This is a genomic window from Sphingobacterium ginsenosidimutans (assembly GCF_039536865.1).
GTDB lineage: Bacteria > Bacteroidota > Bacteroidia > Sphingobacteriales > Sphingobacteriaceae > Sphingobacterium > Sphingobacterium detergens.
Genome location: NZ_BAAAZK010000008.1, coordinates 653,544 through 667,651 on the forward strand (window position 1 = coordinate 653,544; position 14,108 = coordinate 667,651).

12 protein-coding genes are annotated in these 14,108 nt (G+C 40.3%); 1 reads left to right on the forward strand and 11 read right to left on the reverse strand.

Going from position 1 to position 14,108, the window contains the following annotated elements; genetic code table 11:
* Nucleotides 1-7 precede the first annotated feature (7 nt).
* Nucleotides 8-901 (forward strand): AraC family transcriptional regulator, encoded by an 894-nt coding sequence (locus tag ABFX33_RS23065; RefSeq protein WP_120260468.1) that lies wholly within the window; start codon nucleotides 8-10, stop codon nucleotides 899-901.
* A gap of 138 nt (nucleotides 902-1,039) precedes the next feature.
* On the opposite strand, the gene ABFX33_RS23070 is transcribed toward ABFX33_RS23065, so the two are convergent.
* From ABFX33_RS23070 to nuoF, 11 genes are all read right to left on the reverse strand, one after another.
* Nucleotides 1,040-1,822, reverse strand: coding sequence for an enoyl-CoA hydratase/isomerase family protein (locus ABFX33_RS23070; RefSeq protein WP_346088545.1), 783 nt, complete (start codon nucleotides 1,820-1,822; stop codon nucleotides 1,040-1,042).
* Nucleotides 1,823-1,826: 4 nt separating this feature from the next.
* Entirely contained in the window at nucleotides 1,827-4,301 is a 2,475-nt protein-coding gene (locus ABFX33_RS23075; RefSeq protein ID WP_346088547.1) for a DUF5686 family protein, read from the reverse strand.
* Between the two features lie 192 nt (nucleotides 4,302-4,493).
* Entirely contained in the window at nucleotides 4,494-5,870 is a 1,377-nt protein-coding gene (locus tag ABFX33_RS23080; protein ID WP_346088549.1) for an NADH-quinone oxidoreductase subunit N, read from the reverse strand.
* Nucleotides 5,871-5,888: 18 nt separating this feature from the next.
* Nucleotides 5,889-7,331 carry a complex I subunit 4 family protein gene (locus ABFX33_RS23085; protein ID WP_120260471.1) on the reverse strand — a complete coding sequence of 481 codons (1,443 nt, stop codon included), beginning with the start codon at nucleotides 7,329-7,331 and terminating at the stop codon, nucleotides 5,889-5,891.
* 15 nt (nucleotides 7,332-7,346) lie between these two features.
* Complete coding sequence (gene nuoL, locus ABFX33_RS23090; RefSeq protein WP_346088550.1) at nucleotides 7,347-9,269, reverse strand: NADH-quinone oxidoreductase subunit L; 1,923 nt, start codon at nucleotides 9,267-9,269, stop codon at nucleotides 7,347-7,349.
* Between the two features lie 19 nt (nucleotides 9,270-9,288).
* On the reverse strand, nucleotides 9,289-9,618 hold the full coding sequence (nuoK, locus tag ABFX33_RS23095) for an NADH-quinone oxidoreductase subunit NuoK (RefSeq protein ID WP_077437306.1): 330 nt from the start codon (nucleotides 9,616-9,618) through the stop codon (nucleotides 9,289-9,291).
* Nucleotides 9,618-10,115: an NADH-quinone oxidoreductase subunit J family protein gene (locus ABFX33_RS23100; RefSeq protein WP_120260473.1), complete on the reverse strand. Its 498-nt coding sequence runs from the start codon at nucleotides 10,113-10,115 to the stop codon at nucleotides 9,618-9,620. The genes nuoK and ABFX33_RS23100 overlap by 1 nt, the downstream gene beginning before the upstream one ends.
* Nucleotides 10,116-10,126: 11 nt before the next feature.
* On the reverse strand, nucleotides 10,127-10,636 hold the full coding sequence (locus ABFX33_RS23105) for a NuoI/complex I 23 kDa subunit family protein (protein WP_077437308.1): 510 nt from the start codon (nucleotides 10,634-10,636) through the stop codon (nucleotides 10,127-10,129).
* 12 nt (nucleotides 10,637-10,648) lie between these two features.
* A complete protein-coding gene (gene nuoH / locus ABFX33_RS23110) occupies nucleotides 10,649-11,692 on the reverse strand; it encodes an NADH-quinone oxidoreductase subunit NuoH (protein WP_077437309.1) in 1,044 nt (347 codons plus the stop codon).
* Between the two features lie 9 nt (nucleotides 11,693-11,701).
* The gene (locus tag ABFX33_RS23115; RefSeq protein WP_346088552.1) at nucleotides 11,702-12,721 is read right to left on the reverse strand and encodes an NADH-quinone oxidoreductase subunit G; all 1,020 of its coding nucleotides are present in this window, start codon (nucleotides 12,719-12,721) and stop codon (nucleotides 11,702-11,704) included.
* 30 nt (nucleotides 12,722-12,751) lie between these two features.
* Nucleotides 12,752-14,107 carry an NADH-quinone oxidoreductase subunit NuoF gene (nuoF, locus tag ABFX33_RS23120; protein ID WP_346088553.1) on the reverse strand — a complete coding sequence of 452 codons (1,356 nt, stop codon included), beginning with the start codon at nucleotides 14,105-14,107 and terminating at the stop codon, nucleotides 12,752-12,754.
* Between the last annotated feature and the right edge of the window lies 1 nt (nucleotide 14,108).

Genomic DNA, 14,108 nt, shown 5'->3' on the forward strand with positions numbered 1-14,108 from the left:
CTAACTTATGATTCGAGATACGGATGTAATTGCAGAAGGATTTAAAGGAGAGAAGGCTATTGTGCTTCCCTATTCCGTGTGCAACTATCAAGCACTGAATAATATCACTTCAAAATTGCACATCACACATATCGGCTACTATCCGACAGCAAAAAAGCATTACCGCGATCGACAGGAAGGCTGTACAGAATATATTTTGATCTATTGTGAGAAAGGACGCGGTTGGATCAAACAGGATGAAATGCTATATAATCTTTCTAGGAACGACCTTTATATCATTCCAAAAAATACAACACATTCCTATGGATCCAAAGCCAATGATCCCTGGAGTATTTATTGGATCCACTTTCAGGGCACGGAGGCTTCCCTTTTTGAGAACATAATCGGGCAGATCATTCATATCAATGATACTGACTCAAACAAACATACTGATCGTTTTCAGCTGTTCGAAAGTATTTACAAAAATTTGGAAATGGGGTATAGTCCGGAAAATTTAGAATACACGAGCTTCTGCCTTCAATATTTTTTGGCATCTATCAAATATTCAGCGCAATACGAGGAGAGTAATCGAATTAAACATGATAATATCATTCAGGATATCATCATGTTTATGAAGGACAATCTGGAGAGCAACATTAGTTTAGATGAAATTTCAGCTCATTTCAATTATTCAAAATCCCACTTGATTAACCTCTTCAAGCAAAAAACATCCTATCCTCCCATGGTATACTACAATCAGTTACGCATGCAAAGGGCCTGCTCCTATTTACAATTTACGCTACTGAAAATTAAAGAGATCGCTTTCAAATTGAATTTCTATGATCCATTTCATTTTTCCAAAGCTTTTACCAAAGAAATGAAGATGTCCCCCCAAGATTACCGGAAAAAGTATCAGAAATAGTGTTGATTTCTGATAGCCCCATTTAGCATGGGTCTATTTCAGATAGGTTCCTATCTATAGTCTACCTTAGGTGAAAGAAGATCAGCCTAACAATTTATAGCGTTGCTACGTCGCGTTACCCCACAGGTAGGGCTACTTTTACAGAGGAAATTTGGGGGATCTTTTTTCAAGAAAAGCGGAAACTCCTTCTTTGAAGTCGTCTGTGCCGAACAAATGACCAAATGCATCCATCTCCACCTTACTACCATCCCGTTTTTTATCTCCGGCGGCATTGATAGCATCAATGGCATTGGCAACCGCAACACGTGACCGTGTAAATATTTTTTGAAGGATTTCTTCTGCTCTAGCGATTAGCTTTTCTTGCGGGACCACTTCGTTAACCATGCCCATTTCATAAGCTTTTTGCGCATCAATCATATCGCCGATCAGGATCATCTGCATCGCTCGTCCCTTTCCTATTAACGCGGGCAGGCGCTGTGTACCTCCGTAACCCGGTATTAATCCCAGTGAAACCTCCGGAAGTCCCATTTTTGCATTTTCAGAAGCGATACGTATATGACAGGCTAATGCCATCTCAAGTCCGCCCCCTAACGCATAACCATTGATAGCGGCTATAACAGGTTTCGGAGCTGCCTCGATAAGATCTGTAAATATAATATGGCCGCGCTCGCTCAACCAACGGGCCTGAACGACAGACAGGTCGGTAAACTCTTTGATATCTGCACCGGCCACGAAAGCTTTGTGTCCAGCTCCTGTCAAAATAATACCACGCACATGATTATCCGCATTAAAGTGCCTAAAAATCTCCTGTAACTCATCGAGTGTCTCCTGATTCAGGGCATTCATTTGAGGTTCGCGATCGATTATAATATAGCCAATGCTATCTTTAACCTCATATTTTAAGTTCGAATATTGGATCATAAAGCTAAAAATTAAAATGTATGGATGCGGTGAAGGTATCTGAAGGAACCCCATCTCCACCTTTGTAGCTCAATCTTTTTTTATACTCTAATCTAAGCAATTTAAATATATTATCCACGCCTACCAAACCTTCAACATAGGGTCTATCGCGGTCTGCTTTAGTTTGAATGATACCATCTTTATCCGCCTCAAACTGAATATTTTCAGGGGTAACAAAAGGATTATTCACGTCGCTTAATTTTCCATAGAAAGCCTTAAAGCCAGTAACTTCACGCCATTTCAGTCTTTTAAACAAAGGGATTCTATTGAAGAAAAAACCGTTCCAATTGTGATAATAGGTCAATTTTAAAAACTGATCCGATGCAAATTCCGAAGTGGCCATCAAATCAAAATTTACCAAAGGCCCAGATTTATCTCTAGTGACTTCGGGAAGCTCTAATAGGGTATATGGCAAATGTTTCCCCCAGATCCTTCCACCTGAAAACTGAAGATCGGCCTGACCTGCCGGAGATAGAAATAATCTTTTGAACACACTAAATCGCAAAGCATCATAACTATAATCTGCCCCCCAAAAGCCTTTTAAACCCTTGTTATATTGAAGAGTAAAAATTGGATATTTGTTTTCTACCGTTCCACGATCCAGATTATGATAAGTAAAATCTTCATTTGGAGCCCAGCGCAAAATGACTTGTAGATCGTTGGTATTTACGCGACGGATAGTGTCTGGATTAGGTAAACTATTCACATAAAATAAATCGCCCCTAGGCTGTCTACGGGTATGTGTAAATGCAGTTCCAATACTAACATGGTTACCGAATTCGATCAGATGATCAAGGCGATAGATATCATTGAATTGCCACTTATTCGGTCTGTTCTTTCCAAAGGACCTGAAAAATCCGTCCCCTTTTAGGAAGCCTAAATTGCGCCCCGGCTCCATGACATCGTGCTGGACGGTAAAGCGCAGGTAGTTCGCGGGGAATTGAACAATACGTTCGCCATTTAATGTAAATGCTGTACTCAGATAATACTTTATTTCCTTGTCTTTATCTCCATAGGCGGTATAACCCTCTATAAATGCTTTCTCGGAAAATAAACGCGTTGTCCGACCACTCAATCGAATACGATTGCCTTCATAGTTATTCCGACTATAGAGATACTCTAATGGTCCGAACTCAACCTTCCCTGCATTATAATATCCCTTGGCCAATAGATAGCCTAATGCTACTAACTGATTGAAAGAACGCATGTTTTGAACGGAGTCGACTTTCTGATAGGCTCCCAATTCTGCCTTGCTTAGTGGTGTAGGTCTGACTTGAACTATTGGGACTTTTGTTGCAGACTGCAGCAGGTACCTTTTTTCAACAGGGACACCAACAAAATTCTCATTTGAGATTGAATCTGTCCGATGCCCCAGATATTGCGTTTCGCGCCGGCCATATAAAACGTCGGATTTACTTCCTCCAATCAACATTTTCAAATCGGTATGTACCGGAAGCATACTACCATTTTTAAATTCGCTGTACCCCAGATCAATCTGTACATCATTAATCCAGTTGATATTTGCAGTCTTTCCAATATTCAGTGTCGCCTGATGAACAGCATAACGTGTATCATCTGATATCAAAAGTACACCGTAGAACAATAAATCAATCTTTGACTTACCCTCAAAATGAAGTTCGATATAGTCTTTACCAGCTATTTGAATGGTATCCTGTATACGATATTTGTAAAAGGCTGTTGCGCCGCTGGCTATTGGACTCAATATACCCTTATTCGTAACCTGTATGGTATTGTCATAGAGATCGACATCTCGAAGTATTGTTTGAAAACGGGTCTGCCAATTGTCGTTATTAAAAAAACGGGGATTTAGTTCGGTTTGATTATGGCTGATAACGATCTTCTTGCTTCGGTTAGGATCATATGAAGAATAAACATTCGCATAATTTTCCTCCAAATAGAATGGTGCTATTGTTACCCCCCTAAATACAGCTGAATCTATATTCTCAAAAAGAAACCGAAACGGCTTTGGAAATTTCTTGGCTTTATCTTCAGGGTTTACAAAGCCAAATTGCGTCTTCTCATATTCGTCAAAACGAATTTCAGGGATACGACTATAATGATTTTGTGAGCGATGGGCAATTACCTGCTCTATTAAAGCAATCGCAGGATCTTTCGGCTTCTTATTTTTTCTATTAATAACAACCATATCCAAGGTATTATCTTTCGCCGTTAACCGGACAGTCATCAAAGAATCACGCCCACGACGGACATCAACTGTCCTTCGTTCATAAGCCACAGCCCCAAATACCAATTGCTTGTATTGTTTTTTATCCAGAATCTTAAAATAACCAAGCGTATCGCTGACGCCACCGCCATCCTCCCCAACCCAGTTGATGGAGACGCGACTAATCCCCTTTCCTGTCTGTGCGTCAACAACCTTTCCACGGATAAATTCTTGTGCAATTGCTTCTCCTCCCATCAGTAGGAACAGCAACACACTCAAAAAGCTTATTGAAAAATATTTAACACACACTTTAAACACCATCTGCAAACTGATAGGATTTCTTTTTTACAATATACAATTTGTATTCAAGAGTTATATCAATAAATATAAAAAAAGCATAGCGAAATCGCTATGCTTTATTAAACAACAAGTATTTTAACAGAAACTTTATATTAATTTTAAAAGACAGTCCGGATATACTCCGATAAGAATTGTCAATCCCACTGCAAGTAGTAGAACAAATGAATAATTCCACTGCACATTTACACAGGATTCTTCACTATCTCGAAAGTACATTGCAACCACCACTTTCAAATAATAGTAAACTGCGATAGCAGCATTAATCACGGCCAAAATCAGCAATACAATGTGGTAATCCTCCATAACCGAAGAGAACATCATAAACTTACCAATAAATCCGGCGGTTAAAGGAATACCTGCTAGTGAAAGCATAGCCACTGTCATAGCAAATGCTAACATTGGATTTCGTTTTCCTAGTCCATTGAACGCCTCAAAATGTTCGGATCCCGTTGTCTTCTTTACAAGGATCAGCCCTGTAAATGCTACAATTGTTGCGAGTGAATAGGCCAGCCCATAAGCAAAGATACTGTTTGCTGAACTCGCTCCGACGGCGATAATTGCAAACAACATATAACCCGCATGAGAGATACTGGAATAAGCCAACATACGCTTGAAAGAAGATTGCATGACAGCCGAAATATTTCCGATAAACAATGTGATAATCGCTATAATCAAGAATACAGGCTCCCAAAAATCTTGTAAAGGAAGTAGACTGTAACTAAATAAGCGTAATAAACCTGCAAAAGAAGCCACTTTGACCACAGTACTCATATAACTTGTTATCAAAATAGGCGCTCCATCATACACATCTGGCGTCCAAAAGTGAAATGGTGCTGCCCCAACTTTGAATGTCAGGCCAACGATAAGCAATAGGATACCACCATAAAATAAGGGTGAGATCGCATGTGGATTATTCACAACATAGGCTTTTATCTCATCCAAATCGAATGAACCTGTGGCTCCATATAATAACGCAATACCAAACAATAAAAATCCGGTCGAAAATGCGCCCATTAAAAAGTATTTCAGTGCAGCCTCATTTGACGCTTTATCCCGTTTACGGATACCGACTAAAATATAAAGCGCCACGGACATGATTTCTATACCCAAAAAGAGCATGGAGAAATTATGATAGCTATTTACCAAAACAGCCCCGGTCAAAGAAAATATCAGTAATGAATAATACTCTGCAACCTGTCCCCCTTCATCAAAATACCCTTTTGAAATAATAAATATGCACAAAGTAACGACGATACATAAGACCGAAAAAGCAATCGCGTAATGATCGAAATGAACCATCCCACTGAAAAGAGGTCCCTTGTCAGCTGTCCAATCGTTCAATAGAAAACCAATCGCTACCAAGAATCCAAGGATGGAAACCGGCAAAAGCAAGGCTTTCGCTTTGAACAAGCCAAGATAAAGAACAACTAATGCTAATATTGAAAGTGTAATTATAGCTCCCATACAAATTGATATATCTATTTATCTGCCTAAAAATGTGCTTAAAACTTCCACTGAACCCGCAGAAAGATTCAATAGGAAATTCGGGAATATACCGATATAAAGAATCAAGAAGGAGATCAAACTCAATACAACGAGTTCTCCCCCTTTTACATCTTCAAACTGCATCGTCTTGTCCGTTGCTTCTCCCAACATTGTCTGCTGATAAAGGCGCAGCGTATATACAGCCCCTAATATCAGCGTTAGTCCGCCGAAAACCGCAAACCAGAATCCATATTGAAATACACCTTTCAATAACAGAAACTCACCAATAAAACCGTTCGTTAGGGGCAGTCCAACTGCTCCCATACAGATAATCATAAAAAAGATCGCTAATTTCGGAGCCTTGCTCGCGATTCCGCCAAGTTCTGAAAGACTGCGTGTTTGTGTACGTTGCTGCACGATATCCAGTACATAAAAAAGTCCAATGACCGAAATACCGTGATTTAACATTTGTATCGTTGCACCGCTTAGACCATTTGTATTCCAAGTGAAGACCCCCGCACTGATCAATCCAACGTGCGCAATAGAGGAGTACGCGATCAATCGTTTAGCATCGTCCTGTTTAATAGCGATGATAGAGGCATAAACAATTCCAATGACACATAAGATCATGGCAAATTGCCCATACAAAGCTACGCCCGTAGGAACCACAGGCAATAACCAACGCATTAAACCATATACCCCCATTTTCAACATAATACCAGCTAACAACATCGTTCCGGCCGCCGGGGCATTTGTATATGTATTCGGCTGCCAAGTGTGAAACGGAAAGATGGGAATCTTAATCGCAAAGGCGATAAAAAATGCCCAGAATAACCAACGTTGTGTGTTATCCCCCAGCTCCAAAGCGATAAAAGAAGTCCATTCAAAATCGTGGTTTGGTACCTGTTGATAGAGATAAAGAATTCCAATCAACATCAAAAGGCTTCCCAAAAAAGTATAAATGAAAAACTTTAGATTAACCCGAATACGGTCACCTTCGCCCCATAGTGCGCAGATAAAATAAATTGGAATCAAAGCGATTTCCCAACCCACATAGAATGTAAAAGCATCCAATGCCATAAACACAAGCAGTAATCCAGCTTGCATAAAAGCCATCAATGCATAAAAATTGCCCTTATAGTCTTTAGAAAAAGTCGTCGCAATAATGAAAGGCATCAATCCATTGGTCAATAGTATCAGCGGCAAGCTAATCCCGTCTACCCCAAGATGAAAATGAATATGCAAGGCAGAAATCCACTCCCAATTTTTTTCGAATTGCATTCCGCCATTTGGATCAAATTGACAAAGGAATGGGATAGTCAATGCGAGCGATACGATTGATAAAATCAATGCTATTGACTTGGCAGCATTGGTCTTTAATAAAGCTAAAATCAATGCGCTGATTAACGGCAATAAAATAAGTAAGAAAAGGTTATCCATCGATTATACTAAATATTAAAGACTCAAAAATCCATAAACGAAAATAGCAATCACTCCAATTACCATCATCAATAAATAAAACCCAACATTTCCATTTTGAAGCAAGCGAAGTACTTTTCCGGTATCAAATGTTGCTTTACCAGCTCCATTAACAATACCATCAATACCCCGTTGATCCACGACCTGACCAAAGAAAGTCGATAGCCAGTTGATCGGGCGTACAACGACTGCATCATAAAGTTCATCCACATAAAATTTATGGTAGGAAAGATTTGCCAGAAAGCCCCGTGGAGCTTCATCTCCAGCAGGTATCTGCTGACGCTTCACATAAACGTTGTAAGCAAGGCCAACCATAATTAATACACCGACTATAGAAACAGCCATTAACATATATTCGGTGCTATGCTCCAAATGATGTGCCGCAGGAATCAATGCTTTCCCCTCAGCAAATACCGGTGCAAGAAAATTCTCCAACCAATGGTTTCCACCTAGCGCCGCAGGCAAATTAATTGCTCCACCAACAGCAGAAAGCACGGCTAATACCATTAAAGGAATTGTCATGCTTTTTGGTGATTCATGCAGGTGATGTTTTTGCTCGTCAGTACCTCTAAATGAGCCGGAAAATGTCATGAATAACATTCTGAACATATAGAAAGCTGTCATTAACGCTCCCAAAAATCCGAGCCCCCATAAGAGCGGGTTGGCAGCAAATGCATTGGCCAATATTTCATCTTTAGAGAAAAATCCGGAAAACGGAGGGATACCTGCAATTGCTATTGTTCCAATTAGCATGGTGATATAAGTAATCGGCATCGCTTTCCTTAATCCACCCATTTTTCGCATATCTTGCTCATCACTCATACCATGAATAACTGATCCTGCACCAAGAAATAATAAGGCTTTGAAGAATGCATGAGTCAATACGTGAAAAAATGCACCCGTAAATGCTCCCACGCCTAGACCGAGAAACATATAACCTAGTTGTGAAACTGTAGAATAAGCCAGTACTTTCTTAATATCATTTTGCGTTATTGCAATTGCAGCAGCCAACAAAGCAGTACAAATCGCTATAATGGAAATCAGCTGTAATGTAATCGGTGAGAGTACAAACAATACATTGGATCGAGCGATCATATAGATCCCCGCTGTAACCATAGTCGCTGCGTGTATCAAGGCCGATACGGGTGTAGGACCAGCCATGGCATCTGGCAACCAAGTAAATAGTGGAATTTGTGCGGATTTACCTGTTGCAGCGATAAATAGCAGTATGGTGATACTCACCACAGCGATGTCACCAACAGCAAAATTCTTTGCCCCTGCAAATACCGTAGAAAATTCAAGTGACCCGAAAGTTCCCAGGATCAAAAATACCGCCAACAAGAATCCTAAATCACCAATTCTATTCATCACAAATGCCTTTTTCGCAGCATTTGCATAGGAAGTGTTTTTATACCAAAATCCGATGAGTAGGTAAGAACAAAGTCCGACACCTTCCCAACCAATAAACATGACTAGATAATTAGAGCCCAACACCAAGAGCAGCATGAAAAAGATAAATAGATTCAAATAGGCGAAAAACTTACCGAATCCGTTATCATGATGCATATACCCAATAGAATAAATATGGATCAAAAAGCCGATACCTGTCACAATCAACAACATAATCGCACTCAATGGATCCACTAAAAAGGAAAGACTTATTTTTAGATGCCCCACTGAGATCCAGTCAAATAGATGTTGTTCGATAACTCCTGCTTGTCCAGCCTGTCTTGATTGATATACTTCAGAAAAAAGGATACAACTGCAGATAAAAGAAATAAAAACCACGGCACTGCCCAAAGTACCAATCATACCTTTGGAAAATGCATTTCTGCCCAATCCATTTACTATAAACCCGATCAAGGGCAAAAGGGGAATCAACCAAATTAATTCACTCATCGTATTTATTTCTTAAGTTCTACCAACGAAGTTTATTTAAGGAATCGATATCCACAGACTTCGTATTCCGATATACCATAATAATAATAGCCAGACCGACGGCTACTTCCGCGGCTGCAAGTGCCATAATAAAGAAGACAAACACCTGTCCTGATGAATCGCCATGCTGCACCGAAAAAGCTGCTAATAGCAGGTTGACGGCGTTAAGCATCAATTCGATGGACATCATAATAATAATTACATTACGACGGATCAATACGCCGATCACACCAATAGCAAAAATAATAGTGCAAAAAATCAAATAATGATTTATCGGTACGCCTTGCAACTGTTGAACAACTGTTTCCATTAGATTTGTTTAGGTTCTTTCTTAGCTAATAAAATCGCTCCTATCATGGCTGTCAATAATAATAAAGAGGACAACTCAAAAGGAAGCAAAAATTCGTTAAACAATACCTTGCCCAGATTTTTCACCAATCCAATTTCAGGATTAACGACAGTCAAGGGGTTGGAGATCTCAAACACACGATATACTCCAAAAAAGGTCACCAAAAGACAACAACCGGCAATTACCCCCATAAATTTAACCAGATTGGATTTCATCGGTTCGGTATCCTTATTTAAATTGAGCAACATGAGCACAAATAAAAAGAGTACCATGATCGCCCCCATATAGACAATAAAATTGACCACAGCCAAAAACTGGGCATTCAATAAAATGTAATGCACTGTAAATGTGAAAAAAGTAATGACCAGGTACAAAACACTATGTACAGGGTTCTTTGTAAAGATGGTCATCAGCGCAAAGAAAATAGACAAGAAGGCTACTAAATAAAATACTGTCATAATTTCTTGAATTAGCTCTTTAATTTGGTAATATCAAAGGTCGGCTCGACCAACTTATCCTTCCCATATATAAAATCCTTACGTAGGTAATCTGCTGTGACATGTGGACCATCCAAATAAATAGCTTCTTTTGGACAGGCTTCTTCACAAAGACCGCAGAAAATACAACGCAACATATTAATTTCATAAACTGATGCGTACTTTTCTTCGCGATAAAGGTGTTCTTCACCTTTTTTACGCTCGGCAGCAGTCATAGTAATGGCCTCCGCAGGACATGACAACGCACATAATCCACATGCGGTACAGCGCTCACGTCCCTCCTCATCTCGCTTCAGCGAATGTTGCCCTCTAAAATTCTTCGAATAAGGTCTTATTTCCTCAGGATACTTGACAGTAGGGATTTTCTTGAAAAAATGTCTCAATGTAATCCGTAACCCTCTAACAATTGCCGGAAAATAGATTCTTTCCGAAAAGGTCATTGGTTTTTGTTCGATTACTTTCTTACGATTGCTTAGTTGCATAAAAATCCTTTTTTATGATGAGAAATAAGTATCTTTTATCAATGTAAATACACCTGTAAGTACAATATTGGCAATAGCCAACGGAATCAGCATCTTCCAGCCCAGATTCATCAATTGATCATAACGGAACCGTGGTAATGTCCAGCGGACCCACATAAAGAAAAAGATAAATCCAAATATTTTAAGGAAGAATACGATGACACCAATAATTGTGATCCAATTTGCTGACAGCCCTAGGTCATTCATAAAAGGGAAATTATACCCTCCAAAGTAAAGAGATGCCATCAATGCCGAAGAAACAAACATATTAATGTATTCAGAGAACATATAGAGCCCCAATTTCATGGAAGAATACTCTGTATGATAACCGCCAACCAATTCAGTCTCACATTCTGGTAAATCAAAGGGAACACGGTTACACTCCGCAAATGCACAAACCATGAAAATAATAAATCCAAGTGGTTGTGCCCAGATATTCCAATTGACGAAACCAGATTGTTGGGCTACAATCTCTTTAAGGGAGAGACTTTGTGTCACCATCAATAACGCGATAATGGAAAGGCCCATAGCTATCTCATAGCTAATACTTTGTGATGCCGCACGAATTGCTCCCATTAAAGAAAATTTATTATTGGATGCCCATCCGCCCAACATGATACCATATACCCCTAAAGCGATCACACCAAACATGTACAATATACCGACATTGACATCTGCAACCTGTAGAGAGACCACACGATCTCCAATCTGCAATTCCTGCCCCCAAGGGATAACAGCCGAACTGATACAGGCGGTAATGATTGCGATGGTCGGTCCGACAATAAAAAGCACCTTATGTGCACCCGCAGGGATAATCTCCTCCTTAAAAAAGAACTTTCCTCCATCACATAATGGTTGCAAGATCCCAAATATACCAGCCCGATCTGGACCATATCGATCCTGCATAAAACCTGCTATTTTACGTTCCGCTAGCGTTGAATACATCGCAATCACCAAGGTAATCACGAAGATCACAGACACCAATATTAATTTTTCTATAACAAAAGACCACTCCATGATTCCTGTTTATTTCAATTTTTCTGTTCTAGCCAACTGTTCGCGATTTTGCTGTTGAAGTATAGGATTTTCCTTCACGACTTTTGGCGGGTTAAATAGTTCATAATGATTGGCCGAGATAACAGATTGCGGATCAATTTCCGTCGGTTCATCCAGGATCCAATCACTTGTTTTTTTCTGATCAAAGCGACAGGTATTACAGATAAATTCTTCTACCTCACCAAATTCATCTTTCCGTGCAGTTACACGGATAACTTCTTCCCCTTTATACCATAAAGTCACTTTACCAGAACATGTCGGACAGTCACGATGCGCATCTACCGGTTTTGTAAACCAGACCCGATTTTTGAAACGGAACGTTTTATCTGTAAGTGCTCCAACTGGACATACATCAATAACATTTCCAGAAAAATCATTGTCAATGATATTTTCGATATAAGTAGATATTTCAGAGTGATCCCCACGGCCCAAAATACCATGCACGCGTTGATCTGTCAATTGGTTAGCCACATAAACACAACGATAGCATAGGATACAGCGATTCATGTGCAATTGGATTTTGTCACCTAGATCAATTTGTTCAAACGTTCTTCGATCAAATTCATATCTTGTATCAGCGCTGCCATGTTCATACCCTAGATCTTGTAATTTACATTCCCCGGCCTGGTCGCATATCGGACAATCCAGTGGATGGTTGATCAAAAGGATCTCAACAACACCCTTTCTCGCCTCTACTACTTCTGGTGAAGTGATATTTTGGACCTCCATGCCATCCATAACAGTAGTCCGGCAGGATGCCACTAATTTTGGCATTGGCCGAGGATCCTTCTCAGACCCTTTCGAAACCTTCACTAAACAAGTCCGACACTTTCCGCCACTCCCTTCCAATTTTGAGTAATAGCACATTGCTGGCGGAACGATGTCGCCACCAATTTGCCTTGCTGCATTCAATATGGTTGTCCCCGGTGATACCTCCACTGGTATACCATCGATTGTGACCTTAAACTTTACATCTTCCGCTTCTGCCATGATATTTATAATTTATCGTTACAGCTTTTATTATGATACAATTGGTTGCAATGGATCTGCGTAATGTGCCAATCCATAATTTCTTGTTTGTGATTCTTCAGGATGTAGTATATGCCATTCAAACTCATCCCGGAAGTGCCTGATAGCCGCTGCTACTGGCCAAGCGGCAGCATCGCCCAATGGACAGATTGTATTTCCCTCGATCTTGCGCTGTACATCCCAAAGCAAGTCAATATCGGACATCGATCCATGCCCACTTTCAATTTTATGTAACACTTTTTCCATCCATCCGGTTCCCTCACGACATGGCGAACATTGCCCACAACTTTCATGATGATAGAACCGAGCAAAATTCCAAGTGTTGCGGACCACGCATTGATCCTCATCAAATACGATAAAACCACCCGAGCCAAGCATGGTTCCCGTTTGAAAGCCCCCATCAGACAACGACTCATAAGTCATCAAGCGACTGTTTCCAGCAGCTGTTTTGAGGATAAGGTTTGCTGGAAGAATCGGTACGGATGAACCTCCAGCCACAACAGCTTTCATCCGTTTTCCGTTAGCTATACCGCCACAGTATTCGTCCGAATAAATAAATTCTTCTACAGGTAGTCCTAATTCAATTTCATATACCCCAGGTTTAACGATATTACCACTGGCCGAAATCAATTTAGTTCCTGTACTACGCTCGACACCGATTTTTGCATACTCATCCCCACCCAAATTAATAATGGGAACGGTTGCCGCAATAGACTCCACATTATTCACGACTGTAGGACAGTTATATAATCCTGCTATAGCTGGGAAAGGTGGTTTAATACGTGGATTTCCGCGCTTTCCTTCCAAAGATTCCAACAAAGCGGTCTCTTCCCCACAGATATATGCACCACCACCTGGTTGGACATAAATCTCCAGATCATAGCCTGAACCCAATATATTTTTACCTAAAAATCCTTTCTCCTTTGCTTCAGCAATAGCACGTTCCAAGATCCTGATCTGTGGCATCATTTCCCCTCTCACATAGATATATGAAGTATGTGCACCCAACGCAAAACTGGCAACAATCATCCCTTCAATCAACGCATGTGGGATATAAGTCATTAAATAGCGATCCTTAAATGTCCCCGGTTCAGACTCATCAGCATTACAAACCAAATAACGTGGTACCCCTTCCGGCTTGGCCAAAAAAGACCATTTCATTCCCGTAGGGAATCCCGCGCCACCTCTTCCACGTAATCCAGATTTTTTCACTTCCTCGACCACATCCTCAGGAGACATCGTTTTTATTGCCTTCTCAATAGCAGCGTACCCTCCTTTTTGACGATACACTTCAAAGGTATTAATGCCAGGAACATCGATATGTGTCAGCAAAAGTTTACGTGCCATA

Bases quoted from the DNA above. Each gene is read 5' to 3' on its own strand.
- ABFX33_RS23065 (WP_120260468.1), top strand. From the start codon at position 8: ATGATTCGAGATACGGATGTAATTGCAGAAGGATTTAAAGGAGAGAAG.
- ABFX33_RS23070 (WP_346088545.1), bottom strand. From the start codon at position 1,822: ATGATCCAATATTCGAACTTAAAATATGAGGTTAAAGATAGCATTGGC.
- ABFX33_RS23075 (WP_346088547.1), bottom strand. From the start codon at position 4,301: ATGGGAGGAGAAGCAATTGCACAAGAATTTATCCGTGGAAAGGTTGTT.
- ABFX33_RS23080 (WP_346088549.1), bottom strand. From the start codon at position 5,870: ATGGGAGCTATAATTACACTTTCAATATTAGCATTAGTTGTTCTTTAT.
- ABFX33_RS23085 (WP_120260471.1), bottom strand. From the start codon at position 7,331: ATGGATAACCTTTTCTTACTTATTTTATTGCCGTTAATCAGCGCATTG.
- nuoL (WP_346088550.1), bottom strand. From the start codon at position 9,269: ATGAGTGAATTAATTTGGTTGATTCCCCTTTTGCCCTTGATCGGGTTT.
- nuoK (WP_077437306.1), bottom strand. From the start codon at position 9,618: ATGGAAACAGTTGTTCAACAGTTGCAAGGCGTACCGATAAATCATTAT.
- ABFX33_RS23100 (WP_120260473.1), bottom strand. From the start codon at position 10,115: ATGACAGTATTTTATTTAGTAGCCTTCTTGTCTATTTTCTTTGCGCTG.
- ABFX33_RS23105 (WP_077437308.1), bottom strand. From the start codon at position 10,636: ATGCAACTAAGCAATCGTAAGAAAGTAATCGAACAAAAACCAATGACC.
- nuoH (WP_077437309.1), bottom strand. From the start codon at position 11,692: ATGGAGTGGTCTTTTGTTATAGAAAAATTAATATTGGTGTCTGTGATC.
- ABFX33_RS23115 (WP_346088552.1), bottom strand. From the start codon at position 12,721: ATGGCAGAAGCGGAAGATGTAAAGTTTAAGGTCACAATCGATGGTATA.
- nuoF (WP_346088553.1), bottom strand. From the start codon at position 14,107: ATGGCACGTAAACTTTTGCTGACACATATCGATGTTCCTGGCATTAAT.